Genomic DNA, 16,159 nt, shown 5'->3' with positions numbered 1-16,159 from the left:
CCACCTACTTTGAGAGGACAGGAAGACCCAGCCAGGACGACAGCGGGGTCGGATTGTTGATCAGGAGCGGTGTGCCGGAATACGACTTGTAAGATCCCTCGGTATCGAGCAGCAGAGGGGTGCCGGAGAAAGATTTGTACGGTCCCTTGCTATCAAGCAGAAGCGGCGTGCCGGAATAGGTCTTTTGGCTATCGACCAATAACGGGGTACCGGAATACGTCTTGTTGCTATCCACCAACAGCGGGGTACCGGAGTAGGATTCGTATGGCCCCGAGTTATCCAGCAGCACCGGCGCGTGCAGGATATTGGAGAACGGCGTCGCATCGTCGATCTCGACGCTGCCGGTCGACGAACTCGGGATGCTGGCCTTGTTCGGGCTGTAGCGATCCAGGATCGCGGACGCCTTGGCGCCGAATCCGAATTCGGCCTGAACCGAAACCACCGCGCCGCCCTTCTTGATGGCCTCGACATAGGAACGGCCTTCACCGCGCGACACGCCGGCCCGCACCAGCGCGGCCAGAATGGTCTCGTCGAGTGTCGTGCCGGGCTTGCCGGGCTGCGCGCTGGTGACGACGGCGTATTTGAAGCTGGCGCTCTTCAGTTCGGTCTCGATCGCCGAGATCTGCCTGCTGGTGTCATACAATCGGGTGATTTGGGTCATGACTTCTCCGTTTCAGTCTCAAGGCCGATCGGTGGCCGTGTCAGAAGCTGCCCCGCTCCGGCATAGGCTCCGGGTTGTCGAATGAGCGGGACCATGATGATGAGCGTCGCCAACAGCAGAACGATTTCGAGGCAATAGACGAAATCATAGCCCGCGGCGGCGCCAAGCGAGGTGTGGGGTGCGATCGCATCGACGAGATCTCGCAGCACGCCGCCGAGCGCGATCGCAATGCCGGCGGCCGAGGCCTGCACCGCGCCCCAGGCGCCGAGCGCCAGGCCGGCCTGATGCTTCGGCGCGGCATTCATGGTCGCGGTCAACGTGCCGTGACCGAACAAGCCGGCGCCGAAGCCGATCAGGAAGGTGCCGGCGCCGAACAGCAAGGCTGACATCAAGGGGGCGGCGAAGATCACCGCGAGAAACGCCGGAATGCCGACCAGGGCGCCATAGCTCGCCATCCGGAACGGATCGGCGCCGCGGCTGAGCACGCGCGAGGCCAGAGCGAAGCCGAACAGGCCGCCGAGCGCCAGCGCCGCGGTGAGCTTGGTGGTGTCGCCCACCGCGAGATGAAGAATTTGGCCGCCGAACGGCTCCAGCAGCACGTCTTCCATGCTGAACGCCATGGTGCCGAGGCCGACGGCAACCAATCGGCGCAGCGCGTTGTCGCCGGCGATGAAGGCGTCCCAGGTTTCGCGGAAGCCAGGCGTGCGCGGCTGCTGCGCGGCCTGCGCGGCGGCGCCGGAGCGCCGGGTTTCCTGCTTCCAGACCGCGATGCCGTTCAGCACGATGGTGACCACCGCCGCGCCCTGGATCACCTGGATCAGACGGCCGGGCGAGAAATCCGCCAGCAGCGCGCCGAAGATGAAAGCGCTGGCGATCATGCCGAACAGCAGCATGACATACATCAGGCCGACGACCTTGGGCCGCGATTCCGGCGCCGCCAGATCGGTGGCGAGCGCGAGCCCGACGGTCTGGGTGGTGTGCACGCCGGCGCCGATCAGCAGGAAGGCGATCGCCGCGGCGGCCTGCCCGATCCACACCGGGGCATGGCCGGCTTCGCCGCCGCCCGACAGCACCAACAGCGCGAACGGCAGGATCGCCAGCCCGCCGAACTGCACCATGGTGCCCTTGTAGAGGAACGGCACCCGCTTCCAGCCGAGCACGGACTTATGGACGTCGGAGCGAAAGCCGATCAGCGCCCGAAACGGCGCAAAGATCAGCGGCAGCGAAATCATGATGCCGACGATCGACGCCGGCACGTTTAACTCGACGATCATCACCCGGTTCAACGTGCCGACCAGCAGCACCAGGGACATTCCGACCGAGACTTGAAACAGGGAGAGCCGCAGCAGCCGCGACAGCGGCAAGTCCGGGGTCGCCGCATCCGCGAACGGCAGGAAGCGCGTCCCCAACGATATCCAGGCCTTCATCGCTTTTTGACTGACAGGGTTCATCGTTGAGCTAGTCCAACAGATGAGAGGCTGGCGTTGCTGCGAACACCGCTCCCCAATCGATAAGCGGAAAGACCGCTTCGTGGCCGAAGATGAACAAGCCTGGCCAAGATGGCACCGCTTGTTCACCCCGGCTACAAAGCAAGCGACCGGGACCCTTGGATCCCGGTCCTGCCATCACAGCTCTAAGGAGCCGAATTAACCGACGTTGACCGAGGACTCGATCGCGGCGGTCTTGCCGTTCCAGTACTTCGGGAACCAGGTGGTGTGCGAGAGCACAGCGTAGTGCACGAGGATCGCGATGATGGTGACGCTGCCCAGCAGCAGGGGCAGACCGACGGTCGGCTTAACGACAGTCCAGATACGACCTTGATTCATTTTCGGTTCCCCTTACTTCAGCCACGGCGAATAGACATACGCCAGAAAGTGAGCAACGATCGCGATCGCGCCGAAGATGCGCGTGCCGTCGATGACGTGCTTGTGGAGTTCTTCCGATTCCGCGATTGTCAAGCCAGTCGGCCAGACCTTGTTCGGATCGTCTACCATAACATAACCTCCTAAGAGACTTACGATCAGTTTCGTGCTGAACCCGCACGCAGGTTATTTCGCTGCTACGCCGAACAGATGTTCGCTTGGTCTCAGCATGTCCTGTCTGTTGCCTCGCCCAGAGCCCCGTCACCAATCGAGACGCGGATCGAACGAAGCGATTCCAGACTCGTTTGATCGGAAATTCCCAGACCGGAATGCCCCCAATTTGCTTGGGAAACACCCTCGTTCGTGATGGGAACTCCTACTCGCTCGAGTGAGTGTAAGAATAACCTGACACCCAACTTTGTCAACTAAACGTGACAACAAGCGGCGAACTTGTGATGAGGATCCCGAGGATGCTGCGGGATACCATCGCGATTGATGGCCGGCATTAACGTACCAGCCCCGGCATTTGCCCCAATATCCCCGAGTCCGCCGCTAAGCGGCTTGATCGGCTTTGTTTTCTGCCGCGACCCGGGGTTTTCCCGGCGCGCCAGCTAGGACCGCCTGGCAAGTCACCCGAGCGACCGGATCTGCCGACGCAGCCGGACAACTGGATTATTCTTTGGTCGTAAGGAGGGGCGGAATCGCTCGTCTCAGGGACCACCGCGGCGGGCAGCCCCTGCCAGGAAAGCCCGGGGCAATCGACCGGTCGTGCGGACTGGCCAGGCTGCGCCAGCTTCGATCGGCGCGGCGGGGGTTTTCGAGGGGGCGATGGCGCCGGCCACGGCGATCAGGTTCACTGACCTGATCGGCGCGGCGGGGGTTTTCGAGGGGGCGATGGCGCCAGAGGGCCGCCGTTCGATGTCCAGCCCCCGGACTGTCAAAATTACTTGACGAATATGATGTCAGTTTTACATGACAGAATGCAGCTTCCCGTGCGATATCGAGGTCCGAAGCCCTGCTCGGAGCGCATCAGGATCGAAGTTTTGGTTGCCGATCATCCGCCGTTGAAACGTCCGGATTGCACATGGATCAACGATCGAGACACCAACTCAGCGCCCGCGAGAATGAGGTGCTGCGGCTTGCTGCGGTCGGCTACAGCAACAAGACCATCGCCGCCAAGCTGCAGATCGGCGCCAAGAGCGTCGAGACCTACAAGGCGCGCGGCATGAACAAGCTCGGATGTCACAACCGCGTCGACGTGGTGCGCTTCGCGATCAGCATGGGCTGGCTCGACGAGTCAGAGTGCTGATGCAACGCCCCGGCGCAGCTTGACCCGCCAGACCTCCGGGCCCTGTTCGAGATAGCTCCAATCGGCTTCGTCGCCGTGCACCATCTCGAGATAGCCGCGCAGCGGTCGCGGATTGTGATCGGCTATCACTTGCAGGCTGCGGCCCGGCGGCAGCCGATCGATCAGCCGCTGGACGATGGCGTGGCGCTGCTGCGGCTCGAGCCGGCGCACGTCGAGCACGGTCTCGGTGTCGTCGCTGTCGGACATCGGCATTTCCTTGTTGCGGGGACTCAGGCGCTGGGCTGCGCTGCGGGCACCGCCGACTGCCGCTTGCGATGACCTAGCAACAGCGGACCGAAGCTGATCGCGAAGCCGAGGAAGGCCGCCGCCCAGGCGAACGCCGCCAGGTGCAGCAGGCCGACGCTCCAAGCCGGATGGACCGCCGCGCAGATCCGCGCCAGCACCGCCACCGTCGCCATCGCGTAGATGGTTTGGGTGGTCAGCGACGCGGTGAGTTGCTGGCCGGTGTGGCCGAGGCTGGCACGGGTCATCACCGCCAGCGTCATGATGCCGGCAGCGCCGACCATCCAGGCGTGGGCGCCGGCGCTCGGCGCGGTCAGTCCGAACGCCGCCGCGGCGGTCAACAAGAAGCCGAGCGGCACGAACAAATAGCCGACGTGCAGCACCAGAACCAGGCGCTCCCTGGTGGTGCGGTGGCCGGCCCAGCGGGCGAGCCGAACCAGATGCAAGACCCCGGCGATGCCGAGCGCGGCGCCGACCAGAGTGCCGTCCTTGAACGCCACCCAGAGCACCAGGCTCGCCGCACTCGCGGCCACCACCGCCATGTCGAAGCGGCCGAACGGCGAGGGTAAGCGGCCAGGGTTCTCGCGCACCAGCCAATTGCGGGTGAAGCTCGGAATGATGCGGCCGCCGATCATGCCGATCAGCAGGATCACCACGGCGATGCCGAGCCGGATGCTGATATCGGCGAGGCCGCCGAAATGCGCCTCGAGGTGAAAGCCGATATTGCCGGCCAGCAGCAGGGTCAGCAGTAGCACCACCGGAAGATTGTTCCATTTGCGGCCGGTGATGATTTCCCGCGCCACCACCAGCGCCACCAGCGCCAAGAAGCCAGCGTCGATCAGCAACGCCGCGAGCCAGCCGATGTCGGCGGAAAACGCCATCACGAAGCGGCCGGCCAGCCAGACCAACACCAGGCCCAGCAGGGGCCAGCCCTGGATCGGCATCCGGCCGGTCCAGTTCGGGATCGCGGTGAACAGAAAGCCGGTGATCACCGCCGGCAGATAACCGTACAGCATTTCGTGGACGTGCCAATCGCGCGGCGCCAGCGTGGTCGCAAGCGTCAACTCGCCATAATAGAACGGCAGCCAGATCAGCACCGCGAGCGCGGCATAGATCGCGCCGGCGAAAAAGAACGGCCGAAAGCCGCTCGACAGGATGGCCGGGCCATGGTGCGGCTGAAAGCGGGGAATCGGGCTCATGTCGGATGTCCGGTGCGTTGCGCTCCGAGCATTTGTAGAGCGGTGCCGACCGCCCGGGTTGTGCCAGCGCAAGCTTCGCGGCGATTGGGCGCGAGATCACGCGAGTTAGGGCAGTGGCGACACGCCGATCACCGGCGCATGCAGCGCCAACAGCGTCAGCCAGGCGACCAGGGCGATCGCCAGCCGCTTGGCGTCGACGCCATAGGATCGCGGCCGAAAGCGGCCCTGCAGCAGCGCGGCGAACGGCCAGAACGAGGTGTTGCGGGCCAAGGCGTGCCAGGCCTCGTATCCGAGCCGGCGCTGCTTGCGGCGGTCGATCATCACCATGCCGGCAAGCGCAATCAGCGCGAAGAAGCCGAACAGCAGGGCATGGGCGAGATCGCCATTCGGCACCAGATGCGCGCCGGACCACAGCGCGATCGCCCACAACAACGGATGCCGCGCCGCGCCGACGATGCCGGGTTGCTCGGGGTCGAAGGCGAGCCTGGGATTGCCGCCGAACGACAGCGGGTTGGCGGCGCCGACACCGAACGCCGCCAGCAGGCAGACGAACGGCATCGCCAGATTGGGCGCCAGCATCTGCCAGGGCTCGAACGGCCACAGCGGCAGCAACGGCGCGCGGCCGGCGGCGCCGATCAGCCAGGCCAGCACCAATAGCGAGACGCCGCTGTAGAGCGCCAGAAAACCGCGCTCGCCCAGCCGCGCCACCATCGCGGCACGCACCGCAGGGCGCGACGGCACGGCATGCGAGGCCAAGAACACCGCGAAGGCGGCGATGAACTCCGCCCAGTCGCCGAAGTGGATCACCGCGCTGGCTGGCATTGGGCTCCCGTTGTGGCCGTTGAAGCTACGACACTGCCCCGGCGCATGTCCATTTGGGGCGACGCGGTTCGCAACGACGAAGCTGTCATTCCGGGGCACGAGCAGCGGAGCTGCGAGTGAACCCGGAATCTCGCCGCTGGTGCGAGGTCCAAACCTGTTGCGAGAGTCCGGGTTCGCTCGGCCTTTCGGCCTCGCGCCCCGGAATGACGGCCTCCTTTTCCGGTTGGCGTCGCGACGCACCTACGAGGGATTGCGGACGCCCGAGACTCTTAACCGCGAAAGCCTCTGGCCATCACCCCTTCGCGAACACCGCAGACAACGCGCTTTGCGCCTCCTGCTGGATCTGCCGCAAATGATCCTGGCCGCGGAAGCTTTCGGCGTAGATCTTGTAGACGTCCTCGGTGCCGGAGGGGCGCGCCGCGAACCAGCCGTTCGCGGTGACCACTTTGACGCCGCCGAACGGCTGATCGTTGCCGGGCGCTTTGGTCATCACCGCCTCGATCGGCTCGCCGGCCAATTGCTTGAGGCCGAGCGTCTCCGCGGTCAGCGTCTTGAACTTGGCCTTCTGCTCGCGGCTCGCCGGGGCGTCGATTCGCTCGTAATAGGGCCGGCCGAGCTCCTGCGCGAGCTTCTGATAGTGTTCTCCCGGATCGGATTTGGTGGTCGCGGTGATCTCGGCGGCGAGCAGGCCGAGGATCAGACCGTCCTTGTCGGTGGTCCACACCGTGCCGTCGCGGCGCAGCAACGAGGCGCCGGCGCTCTCCTCGCCGCCGAAGCCGAACGAGCCGTCAACCAGGCCGTTGACGAACCATTTGAAGCCGACCGGGGTCTCGACCAGCTTGCGACCGAGTCTGGTGGCGACGCGGTTGATCAAGCCGCTGGAGACGATGGTCTTGCCGATCGCGCTGTCGGCGCGCCAGCCCGGACGGTGCTGGAACAGATAATCGATCGCCACTGCGAGATAGTGGTTCGGGTTGAGCAGGCCGCAGGAGCGGGCGACGATGCCGTGGCGGTCGGCGTCGGTGTCGTTGGCGAAGGCGACATCGAACTTGTCGCGCATCCCGATCAGCCGCGCCATCGCATAGGGCGAGGAGCAGTCCATTCGCACCTTGCCGTCCCAATCCGCGGTCATGAAGCGGAAGGTCGGATCGACCACGTCGCTGACGATGCTGGCGTCGATGCCGTAGCGCTCGATGATCGGCTGCCAATAATGCACCGCGGCGCCGCCCAACGGATCGATGCCGATCTTGACGCCGGAGGCCTTGATCGCCGCCATGTCGATGACGTTTTCCAGATCGGCGACGTAGGGTCCGACATAATCGTGGCGGTGCACGTTGGCCGAGCGTAGCGCGCGATCCAGCGTGATCCGCTTGACGCCGCGCAAGTCGTCCTCGAGCAACGCGTTGGCGGTGCGTTCGATGTCGCTGGTGATGTCGGTGTCGGCCGGGCCGCCGTTCGGCGGATTGTATTTGAAGCCGCCGTCCTCCGGCGGATTGTGCGACGGCGTGATCACCACGCCGTCGGCGAGACCGCTGGTCCGGCCGCGGTTGTAGCTCAGGATGGCGTGCGAGATCGCCGGGGTCGGGGTGTAACCGTCGTGTTCGTCGATCATCACCTCGACGCCGTTGGCGGCGAACACTTCGAGCGCGCTGGCCAGCGCGGGCTCCGCCAGCGCGTGGGTGTCGATGCCGATGAACAACGGCCCGTCGATGCCGGCGCGGCGCCGGTATTCACACACGCCCTGGCTCACTGCCAGAATGTGCGCCTCATTGAAAGCATTGTTGAAGGCCGAACCGCGGTGGCCCGAGGTGCCGAACGCCACGCGTTGCGCCGGGATCGCCGGATCGGGCCGGCCGGCGAAATACGCCGTGACCAAACGCGGCACGTTGACCAGCATTGACGAGTCAATGATGTGGCCGGCGAGCGGACTGACTTCCGCAACCATTTGTTGCTCCTGGATGGACGAGAAAACACGCGACCGGGCGGCCGCTTCATCGCGGCACCATGGCACGTCGCTGATCCGATTGAAAATTCCGCGTGCGCCGCGGCGGCCCTACCAAAGTGGCAGAGGTTGAGCCGACCCGAGGTTTGCTCTCAGAGCAACATCGAGGACTGTTCCAGCAGCGTCTCGTAGCATTCGCACGACAGCTTCGCCACCGCCGGCCGATTCAGGATCTTGATGACGCCGCGCGAATAGGAGATCAAGCCGGCGGTCTGCAACTTGGTCGCGACCTCGGTGACCGAGGTGCGCCGTACGCCGAGCATTTCGGCGAGGAATTCCTGGGTCAGGTTGACGGTGTCGCCGCCGGCCCGGTCGGCGGATTGCAGCAGCCAGCGACAGAACCGGGCCTCGATCAGATGAAGCGCGTTACACGCCGCAGTGACCCGGGCCTGCGACAGCAGCACTTCATTGTATTGGATGCACAGGTTGCGCAGCACGTCGCTGCCGGTGGCGACCTTGCGGAATTGCGAGGACGGAATCTTGGTCAACGAGGTCGGCATCTGCACCACCACGCGAACCAGCGACTTGTACAGTCCGAACCCGGCCATCGCGCCGACCACGCCTTCGCGCCCCACCGTCGCGGTTTCGATCGCCTTGCCGTCGCGCAAAACCGCAAGCAGCGACAGCATCCCATTGTGAGGGAAATAGACGTGTTCGAACTCGTCGCCGGGCTCGACCAGCACAAGCCCCTGCGGCAGGGACGCCGTCGTCATATGCGGCGTCAACAGATCGAACTGAGCGCGGGGCAGCCCCGCCAACAATTTGTTTTCCAAGGGAAATCTGAAGTTTAGGGATGTCACTGCGATGTTCCGCCCGGTCGGTCGGGCCGTCAACCGCAGGGGGAGGGAGGACGCGCCGAGACGCATTCCGCGGATAGAGCAATATATGAAAACGGCCTTTGATTTGTCTGTCCGGTTCCGCGCTTAGGCGGGCAGCGGCGCAGCGCACCGGAAACCGCCAAAAAGACTACGGGAGCAAGGTTTGCACACCCTCCAGCGCTGCAGCCGGCGGAACTTAATCTGTCCGAGACACGACAGAGGCTCAATCCTGGTTGGTAAATTTGCGAATCGCGCAACCGCGCAGTTTGGCGGCAACGCCAAGTGCCCTCCCATACCGGCGGTTGCCCCCACCCGGCTTGGCGCGATTCTCAGATGAACGGCTTGCCGCCGGTGACCGCAATGGTGGTGCCGGAGACATAGCTCGACAACGGATCGGCCAGCATCACGTAAGCTGTGGCGAGTTCGGCCGGCTGGCCTGGGCGCTGCATCGGCGTTTGCTTGCCGAAATTCTTCACCGCCTCCTCCGGCATGGTCGATGGAATCAACGGGGTCCAGATCGGCCCCGGCGCCACGGCGTTGGCGCGAATCCCCTTGGGCGCCAGCATCTGCGCCAGCCCGCCGGTGAAGTTCTGGATCGCGCCCTTGGTGGTGGCATAGGCCAGCAGCATTGGATTCGGCATGTCCGAATTCACCGAGGCGGTGTTGATGATGGCGCTGCCCGGCTTCATGTGCGGCACCGCCGCCTTGGTCAGATGGAACATCGCGTGGATGTTGACCTTGAAGGTCAGCTCCCATTCCTCGTCCGTTATGTCGCCGATGTCCTTGAAGGTCGCCTGGTGCGCGGCGTTGTTGACCAGGATATCGATGCCGCCCAGCTCCTCGGCGGCGCGCTGGACCACCCGACGGCAATGCTCCGGCCACTGCAGGTCGCCCGGCACCAGAACCGCCTTGCGGCCTTCCCGTTCGATCAACTCCTTGACCTCGGCCGCTTCCTCGTTCTCGTCGAGATAGGAGATCAGGATGTCGGCGCCTTCGCGGGCATAGGCGATCGCCACGGCGCGGCCGATGCCGCTGTCGCCGCCGGTAATCACCGCCTTCATGCCAGCCAGTCGCCCGGATCCCTTGTAGCTGTCCTCGCCGTGATCGGGCCGCGGCGTCATCGCGTCGGTCGAACCCGGCATCGGCTGCGCTTGCGACGCGAACGGCGGCTTCGGATAATGCAGCATGTGTCGCACTCAGTGACGGAAGGCGTTTTCGAACGCCGAGATCGCCTTGTTGGCGAGACGGATCTTGTTGCGCTCGCCGCGGTAGTACAGATCCACCACCGTATCGAGCAACAGTTCGTGCACCCCGAACATCTCAGGGATCGCACCGCTCATCCGGAGATAGTCGAAGGCGATATCATAGGCTTGATCGAGAACTTCCAATCCGGCGGTGCGCAGATTTTGCTGGGCCAACATGGCAATCACTCCCGTTCCGGAGTGAAAAGCACTCGCTCGAAAAAAGGTTCCCAGCGCTGGCGTCGCAGCGTCGCGAGACCGCCGGCCGTAACAGCTATGGGCCCATCGCCCGCGGATCGGTCAGCAACTTGCCGGTATCGACCGGGCCGAGCTGGCTGGCGTCTTCTTCACTGAGAAATTTATCCAGCGTCTCCTGGATCCTTTGCTTGACGGTATCCGGACCGCGGTCGCTCATGTCGGTGTGTTGATACTCGGTCCGAACGATGTCGATTCCCGCCTGTTTGGCCAATTCGGGATCCGGCAACACGCCCGGGTCGGTCTTGAACACCGGGTCCTTGGAGCGGAACGACAGGATCTTGGCGGCCCCCGACGTGACGAACGGCACCCGCAGATTGTCCAGCGTTACCACCCGCCGCACCAGCTCGGGACGCTGCTGGGCGAAGAACATCGAAATGTCCCCGCCGTTCGAATGACCGGCCAACGTCAGATGCTGGTAATCCGCATTGGGCTGGATCTTCTTCAGCTCGCTGATGGCAAACAGGATGTTCTCCATGCCCCGCTCGTAGACCTGCAGGCGGCCGACATAGAGCGAGCCGGCCTTGGTCATCAGCGGCACGTCGGTGGGCAGATCGTGCTGGATGCTGGCGACCATGTAGCCGCGGGCCGCCAGCACGTTGGCGAGGAAGGAGTATTCGGTGTTCTTGACGGTGTTGCCGTGGCTAAGAATAGCGACCGGCAGGGGAATGCCAGCCATCGCCCTCATCTCGGCGTCGCGCCGCACGGCGATGTCGACATCAATCGCGCGATTTCGCGCGCTGTCGAACAAATGCAACGTCTCGTGCCGGATCGCCAGCTTACTGGCGACGAAATACGAGCCAACCGCCAGGACAAACACGCTCACAATGATCGCCAGCTTCTTCATCGCGCCATCCGTGCAAAAGATCCCGCTCAGGTGGGCTTCTTTGATAGCGCGGAAAGCCCCCGGATTGCACGCCACGAATTAAATTTTTGAAATAGAACCGCAGGTTAGCTTACCGCAGCGCGAAAAAAGCGGTGGCAGTGCAATATCCGGTCAGGTGATCAATTCGCTGATCATGCTGGCGATCTGCGCTGGGCTGTAAGGCTTGCGGACAAACCGACCGCGCGCGGGAAGATCATCAGGACCGACCGACACGTGACCCGACGTTGCAATGATTTCGATCGGCGGCCACCGTCCCCGTACCGCCTGGGCGAGTTTCAGCCCATCCATCGAGCCGGGCATCTGAATATCGGTGAACACCACGCGAATGTCGTCGCGGGCTTCCAGGATCTCGATCGCCTCGTCGGCGCTTGCGGCCTCCAGAACCGAGAAGCCCGCCGCTTCGATGAAGTCGACGGCAGCAGCCCGGAGCAGGAGTTCGTCCTCAACCACCAAAACGATGGGCTTTTTCTTCGACAATCCCGCCATTTACCCGCCTCACGCCACCGCAACAAAGTCTAAGCTTTTGAGACTGCTATCGTTCCGGGGATGCAAGATTAATGTCGGAGATCCGACATTGCCGTTGTCGTCGCGCCCTCAGGCCTGCCGCCCCTCCCAAAGCGATAACGAGCGTCCCACCATGTCGTAGTGGCCCTCTTTCTTGATCCGGGAGAGCTTGCCGTCACCTGGCTTATCGGTGTCGATCAGACACTCCCAAGTGCGGCACTGCGGCACCGCCGGGAATTTAAACGTCACCGTCTCATGGTGAGCGTTGAACAACAGAAACAGCGTGTTGTCGGACCCCTTGCGCCGGATGCCCGTCACCTGCGCGCGCCCGTCGAGCAACATGCCGACGCAGCGCGCATTGCCGTCGTTCCATTGCTCGCAAGTCATTTCGGCGCCGCTGGGATCGACCCAGGTGACATCCTTGACGCCGAGTTCTTCGTTGTATGCCCCGGTTAGAAAGCGGCCGCGGTGAAACAGCGGTTGGCGTTGCCGGGTCTCGATCAGACGCTGCGTGAACTCGATCAAGCGGCGGCCGTCCTCATCAATGCCCTCCCAATCCAGCCAGCTGATCTCGTTGTCCTGCGCGTAGGCGTTGTTGTTGCCCTGCTGCGAACGGGCGAATTCGTCGCCGGCCAGGATCATCGGGGTGCCGCGCGACAACAGCAGGGTGGACAACAGATTGCGCATCTGCCGGAAACGCAATTCGCGGATCTCCGGATCGTCGGTGGGTCCTTCGACGCCGTGATTCCAGGCCAAATTATGCGAATGACCGTCGCGATTGTCCTCGCCGTTGGCCTCGTTGTGCTTGTGGTTGTAGGAAACCAGATCGTTCAGCGTGAAGCCGTCATGGGCCGTGACGAAGTTGACCGAAGCCCACGGCTTGCGGCCGCGCTTGTTGAACAGATCCGGCGAGGCGGACAACCGGGTGGCAAGCTCCGCGAGCTTGCCTTCGTCGCCCTTCCAGTACGCCCGGGTGGTGTCGCGAAAACGGTCGTTCCATTCCGCCCAGCCCGGCGAAAAGTGCCCGACCTGATAACCGCCCGGCCCGCAATCCCACGGCTCGGCGATCAATTTGACTTGGCTCAGCACCGGATCCTGCCGGCAGGCGTCGAGAAAGCCCCCGCCCTCGTCGAAGCCGTACGGCTCGCGGGCTAGAATGGTGGCGAGATCGAAGCGGAAGCCGTCGACCCGGGTCTCCTGCGCCCAATAGCGCAGCGAATCGGCGACCATCTGCAGCACCCGCTGGTGCGACAGGTTGACGGTGTTGCCGGTGCCGGTGTCGTTGATGTAGTAGCGCCGATCCGGCGCGAGCCGATAGTACGAGGCGTTGTCGATGCCCTTGAACGACAGCGTCGGTCCGAGTTCGTTGCCTTCGGCGGTGTGGTTGTAGACCACGTCGAGGATGATCTCGATCCCGACGCGGTGAAACTGCGCCACCATTTCCTTGAACTCGTTGACGAACGGCCCGGACAAATAGCGCGCTTGCGGCGCGAAGAAGCTGATGGTGTTGTAACCCCAATAATTGTGCTTGCCCTTCTCGACCAGGTAACTGTCGTCGACGAAGGCGTGGATCGGCAACAGCTCCAGCGCGGTGATGCCGAGCTTGCGGATGTAGTCGATCACTTCGTGATGCATCATGCCGGCGAAGCTGCCGCGCAGCGCTTCCGGCACGGCGGGGTGCTTCATGGTGTAGCCGCGGACGTGCGCCTCGTAGAAAATCGTCCGCTCCCAGGGGATTTGCGGCCGGCGGTCCTCGCCCCAGGTGAAGGCCGGATCGATCACCCGGCATTTCGGCACGAACGCGGCGCTGTCGCGCCGGTCGAACGACAGATCGGCATCCGGCGAGCCGAGGGTGTAACCGAACAGCGCCGGATCCCATTGCAACTCGCCGACGATCTGCTTGGCGTAGGGATCCAGCAGCAGCTTGTTGGGGTTGAAGCGGTGGCCTTCGGCCGGTGCATAGGGGCCGTGAACGCGGTAGCCGTAGACTTGTCCGGGCCGCGCGTCAGGCAGATAGCCGTGCCAGACCTCGTCGGTGTATTCCGGCAGTTCGATCCGCTCCAATTCGCGCAGCCCGTCATTGTCGAACAGGCACAGCTCGACCTTGGTGGCGTTGGCCGAAAACAGCGCGAAATTCACCCCCAGGCCGTCCCAGTTGGCCCCTAGCGGAAACGGTCGGCCTTCGAGCACGCGGTGGCGAGCGGGCGACGCCACAGACTGGGCGGTGGAAATCCTCGGCATCTGGTTCATGACAGCCCCCTATATATATGAGCAATAACGACCAGCTACCAGCAAAGTTCAAACCGCCGATCAAGGCAATCGTCGACGGCGCGAGGATCGCGCCAGCTAGAAGACCAGTCCAAGCGAGCGCGCCCAGCGCGCGCGAGTAAGTTGGGGCCGACCAACGACTGAGGAACGTGTGTTCGACTATGTCGTTCATCAACGGCCACCCGCCGAGCTGAAAGAACCACCCGTATGGACCAAGTTTCCCCGCCCGCTCCGCCCACCCGATTCGGCCCCGAGATCGACGACCAGGGGGTGCTGTTTCGGTTATGGGCGCCAAGCCAAAACCAGGTGACGGTGGTTCTTGAAGGCGGCAGTGCGCTGGCGATGAACAAAACCGACCTCGGCTGGCACAGTTTGCTGGTTCAGGAGGCCGGCCCCGGGACCCGCTATCGGTTTCGCCTGGCCGACGGCCTGGAGGTGCCCGACCCGGCGTCGCGTTATCAACCGGAGGACGTTCACGGTCCGAGCGAAGTGGTCGATGCCATGGCGTTCGCCTGGTCCGACCACGGCTGGCGCGGCCGGCCCTGGGAAGAAGCGGTGGTCTACGAGCTGCACGTCGGCGCCTTCACCGAACCAGGTACCTTTGCCGCCGCGATCGACCGGCTGGATTATCTCGCCGAACTCGGCGTCACCGCGATCGAATTGATGCCGGTGGCGGAGTTTCCCGGCGCCCGCAATTGGGGCTACGATGGCGTGCTGCTGTTTGCGCCCGACGCCAGCTACGGGCGGCCGGACGACATGAAGGCGCTGGTCAACGCCGCCCATGCCAAGGGCATCATGGTGTTTCTCGACGTGGTCTATAACCATTTCGGGCCCGACGGCAATTATCTCGCCGCCTACGCGCCGATCTTCAACGACCAGCACCAGACCCCGTGGGGCGCGGCGGTCAATTACGACGCGGCCGGATCGGAGACGGTGCGGGAATTCGTGATCCAGAACGCGATCTACTGGATCGACGAGTTTCACCTCGATGGACTGCGGTTCGACGCGGTGCATGCCATCAAGGACGACAGCGACCCGCATCTGTTGGCGGAGATCCCCTCGCGATTGCGCGCCAGCGGCATCAACCGGCCGATCCATCTGATGCTGGAGAACGAGGAGAACGAGGTGGCGAGGCTGGCCCGCGACGTCGACGGCGAGCCGCAGCAATACACCGCGCAGTGGAACGACGACCTGCACCACGTGCTGCACACCGCCGCCAGCGGCGAACGGTCGGGCTACTACGCCGAATATGCCGGCGACACCGAAAAACTCGGTCGCGCCTTGGCTGAGGGCTTCGCGTTCCAGGGCGACCATATGCGTTACCGCGACCGCAGCCGCGGCGCGCCCAGCCGTCACTTGCCGCCCACCGCGTTCGTCGGCTTCATCCAAAACCACGACCAGATCGGCAATCGCGCCTTTGGCGAACGGCTGACCGCGTTCGCGCCGGCGGTCGCCGTGCAAGCGGTGGCGGCGGTCTATCTACTGCTCCCGCAGATTCCGATGCTGTTCATGGGCGAGGAATTCGGCTCGTCGCGGCCGTTTCCGTTCTTCTGCGATTTTTCCGGCGATCTCGCCGACGCGGTCCGCGAGGGACGCCGCAAGGAGTTCGCGCGGTTTCCGGAATTCGCCGATCCGCAGATGCGCGAAGCCATCCCCGACCCCGGCGCCGCCGGGACCTTCGCGGCCGCAAAGCTCGACTGGAACGAACCCCCACGCGAGCTCCATGCGCAATGGCTAGAGTTTTATCGCGCCCTGCTGGCGATCCGGCATCGCGAGATCGTGCCGAGGCTGCAAGCCATCGGCGGCAACGCCGGCCGGTTCAAGGTTCTCGGACGCCTGGCGGTGCAGGTCGAGTGGACCCTGGCGGATGGAGCACATTTGACGCTGATGGCTAACCTGACCGACCAGCCGCTCCCGGGGATCTCGCGGCCGAGCGGCCGCCGCTTATGGCCGACCGCGCCCGTGGCGTCGTCGACGCTGGAGCCCTGGCAGGTGGTGTGGTCGATCGCCGATGCGGGTCAAGCCTGAGCCTTGGTGCAGCCCCGCCCCG

Annotated in this window: 15 protein-coding genes and 1 pseudogene; 2 read left to right on the top strand and 14 right to left on the bottom strand. The window is 64.1% G+C overall.

All coding sequences use genetic code 11. The features are described 5' to 3' along the window. Positions 1-4: 4 nt before the first annotated feature. The 4 genes from RPC_RS06245 to pufB form a co-directional block, all read right to left on the bottom strand. Positions 5-661, bottom strand: a complete 657-nt coding sequence (locus RPC_RS06245; protein ID WP_011471708.1) for a hypothetical protein — start codon at positions 659-661, stop codon at positions 5-7. Beyond that, positions 658-2,112 carry a PucC family protein gene (locus tag RPC_RS06240; RefSeq protein ID WP_011471707.1) on the bottom strand — a complete coding sequence of 485 codons (1,455 nt, stop codon included), beginning with the start codon at positions 2,110-2,112 and terminating at the stop codon, positions 658-660. The genes RPC_RS06245 and RPC_RS06240 overlap by 4 nt, the downstream gene beginning before the upstream one ends. Positions 2,113-2,307: 195 nt before the next feature. Beyond that, the gene (locus RPC_RS06235) at positions 2,308-2,487 is read right to left on the bottom strand and encodes a light-harvesting protein (protein ID WP_011471706.1); all 180 of its coding nucleotides are present in this window, start codon (positions 2,485-2,487) and stop codon (positions 2,308-2,310) included. A gap of 12 nt (positions 2,488-2,499) precedes the next feature. Further along, on the bottom strand, positions 2,500-2,655 hold the full coding sequence (pufB, locus tag RPC_RS06230) for a light-harvesting antenna LH1, beta subunit (protein ID WP_011471705.1): 156 nt from the start codon (positions 2,653-2,655) through the stop codon (positions 2,500-2,502). 976 nt (positions 2,656-3,631) lie between these two features. Between pufB and RPC_RS24960 the strand changes: the two are divergent. Then, a pseudogene (locus tag RPC_RS24960) lies at positions 3,632-3,832 on the top strand (response regulator transcription factor); the annotation flags it as partial. Here the strand turns inward: RPC_RS24960 and RPC_RS06215 are convergent. The 10 genes from RPC_RS06215 to glgX form a co-directional block, all read right to left on the bottom strand. Next, complete coding sequence (locus RPC_RS06215) at positions 3,821-4,078, bottom strand: DUF2249 domain-containing protein (RefSeq protein WP_011471704.1); 258 nt, start codon at positions 4,076-4,078, stop codon at positions 3,821-3,823. The pseudogene RPC_RS24960 and the gene RPC_RS06215 overlap by 12 nt on opposite strands. Positions 4,079-4,101: 23 nt before the next feature. After that, entirely contained in the window at positions 4,102-5,313 is a 1,212-nt protein-coding gene (locus RPC_RS06210; RefSeq protein WP_011471703.1) for an NnrS family protein, read from the bottom strand. Between the two features lie 105 nt (positions 5,314-5,418). Then, positions 5,419-6,135: an NnrU family protein gene (locus RPC_RS06205; protein WP_011471702.1), complete on the bottom strand. Its 717-nt coding sequence runs from the start codon at positions 6,133-6,135 to the stop codon at positions 5,419-5,421. A 292-nt stretch (positions 6,136-6,427) separates the two neighbouring features. Continuing rightward, entirely contained in the window at positions 6,428-8,080 is a 1,653-nt protein-coding gene (pgm, locus tag RPC_RS06200; protein WP_011471701.1) for a phosphoglucomutase (alpha-D-glucose-1,6-bisphosphate-dependent), read from the bottom strand. Between the two features lie 149 nt (positions 8,081-8,229). Continuing rightward, on the bottom strand, positions 8,230-8,937 hold the full coding sequence (locus RPC_RS06195) for a Crp/Fnr family transcriptional regulator (RefSeq protein WP_041801461.1): 708 nt from the start codon (positions 8,935-8,937) through the stop codon (positions 8,230-8,232). Positions 8,938-9,284: 347 nt separating this feature from the next. Beyond that, positions 9,285-10,142: an SDR family oxidoreductase gene (locus RPC_RS06190; protein ID WP_011471699.1), complete on the bottom strand. Its 858-nt coding sequence runs from the start codon at positions 10,140-10,142 to the stop codon at positions 9,285-9,287. 9 nt (positions 10,143-10,151) lie between these two features. Beyond that, the gene (locus RPC_RS06185) at positions 10,152-10,376 is read right to left on the bottom strand and encodes a hypothetical protein (protein WP_011471698.1); all 225 of its coding nucleotides are present in this window, start codon (positions 10,374-10,376) and stop codon (positions 10,152-10,154) included. Positions 10,377-10,470: 94 nt separating this feature from the next. Next, positions 10,471-11,298 (bottom strand): alpha/beta hydrolase, encoded by an 828-nt coding sequence (locus RPC_RS06180; RefSeq protein WP_011471697.1) that lies wholly within the window; start codon positions 11,296-11,298, stop codon positions 10,471-10,473. A 150-nt stretch (positions 11,299-11,448) separates the two neighbouring features. After that, positions 11,449-11,823 (bottom strand): response regulator, encoded by a 375-nt coding sequence (locus RPC_RS06175; protein ID WP_011471696.1) that lies wholly within the window; start codon positions 11,821-11,823, stop codon positions 11,449-11,451. Between the two features lie 108 nt (positions 11,824-11,931). Beyond that, the gene (gene glgX / locus RPC_RS06170) at positions 11,932-14,091 is read right to left on the bottom strand and encodes a glycogen debranching protein GlgX (RefSeq protein ID WP_011471695.1); all 2,160 of its coding nucleotides are present in this window, start codon (positions 14,089-14,091) and stop codon (positions 11,932-11,934) included. 225 nt (positions 14,092-14,316) lie between these two features. Between glgX and treZ the strand changes: the two genes are divergently transcribed. Then, positions 14,317-16,137: a malto-oligosyltrehalose trehalohydrolase gene (gene treZ, locus RPC_RS06165; protein WP_011471694.1), complete on the top strand. Its 1,821-nt coding sequence runs from the start codon at positions 14,317-14,319 to the stop codon at positions 16,135-16,137. Positions 16,138-16,159 lie beyond the last annotated feature (22 nt).

The organism is Rhodopseudomonas palustris BisB18, assembly GCF_000013745.1.
GTDB lineage: Bacteria > Pseudomonadota > Alphaproteobacteria > Rhizobiales > Xanthobacteraceae > Rhodopseudomonas_A > Rhodopseudomonas_A palustris_F.
The sequence above is the reverse complement of the archived record's forward strand: the minus strand, read 5'-3'. Positions and strand labels throughout refer to the sequence as shown.

What these genes read in the sequence shown, in the direction of transcription:
- RPC_RS06190 (WP_011471699.1), bottom strand. Translation starts at nt 10,142, where the DNA reads ATGCTGCATTATCCGAAGCCGCCGTTCGCGTCGCAAGCGCAGCCGATG.
- RPC_RS06185 (WP_011471698.1), bottom strand. Translation starts at nt 10,376, where the DNA reads ATGTTGGCCCAGCAAAATCTGCGCACCGCCGGATTGGAAGTTCTCGAT.
- RPC_RS06180 (WP_011471697.1), bottom strand. Translation starts at nt 11,298, where the DNA reads ATGAAGAAGCTGGCGATCATTGTGAGCGTGTTTGTCCTGGCGGTTGGC.
- RPC_RS06175 (WP_011471696.1), bottom strand. Translation starts at nt 11,823, where the DNA reads ATGGCGGGATTGTCGAAGAAAAAGCCCATCGTTTTGGTGGTTGAGGAC.
- treZ (WP_011471694.1), top strand. Translation starts at nt 14,317, where the DNA reads ATGGACCAAGTTTCCCCGCCCGCTCCGCCCACCCGATTCGGCCCCGAG.
- RPC_RS06235 (WP_011471706.1), bottom strand. Translation starts at nt 2,487, where the DNA reads ATGAATCAAGGTCGTATCTGGACTGTCGTTAAGCCGACCGTCGGTCTG.
- RPC_RS06245 (WP_011471708.1), bottom strand. Translation starts at nt 661, where the DNA reads ATGACCCAAATCACCCGATTGTATGACACCAGCAGGCAGATCTCGGCG.
- RPC_RS06240 (WP_011471707.1), bottom strand. Translation starts at nt 2,112, where the DNA reads ATGAACCCTGTCAGTCAAAAAGCGATGAAGGCCTGGATATCGTTGGGG.
- pufB (WP_011471705.1), bottom strand. Translation starts at nt 2,655, where the DNA reads ATGGTAGACGATCCGAACAAGGTCTGGCCGACTGGCTTGACAATCGCG.
- RPC_RS06205 (WP_011471702.1), bottom strand. Translation starts at nt 6,135, where the DNA reads ATGCCAGCCAGCGCGGTGATCCACTTCGGCGACTGGGCGGAGTTCATC.
- RPC_RS06215 (WP_011471704.1), bottom strand. Translation starts at nt 4,078, where the DNA reads ATGTCCGACAGCGACGACACCGAGACCGTGCTCGACGTGCGCCGGCTC.
- glgX (WP_011471695.1), bottom strand. Translation starts at nt 14,091, where the DNA reads ATGAACCAGATGCCGAGGATTTCCACCGCCCAGTCTGTGGCGTCGCCC.
- RPC_RS06210 (WP_011471703.1), bottom strand. Translation starts at nt 5,313, where the DNA reads ATGAGCCCGATTCCCCGCTTTCAGCCGCACCATGGCCCGGCCATCCTG.
- pgm (WP_011471701.1), bottom strand. Translation starts at nt 8,080, where the DNA reads ATGGTTGCGGAAGTCAGTCCGCTCGCCGGCCACATCATTGACTCGTCA.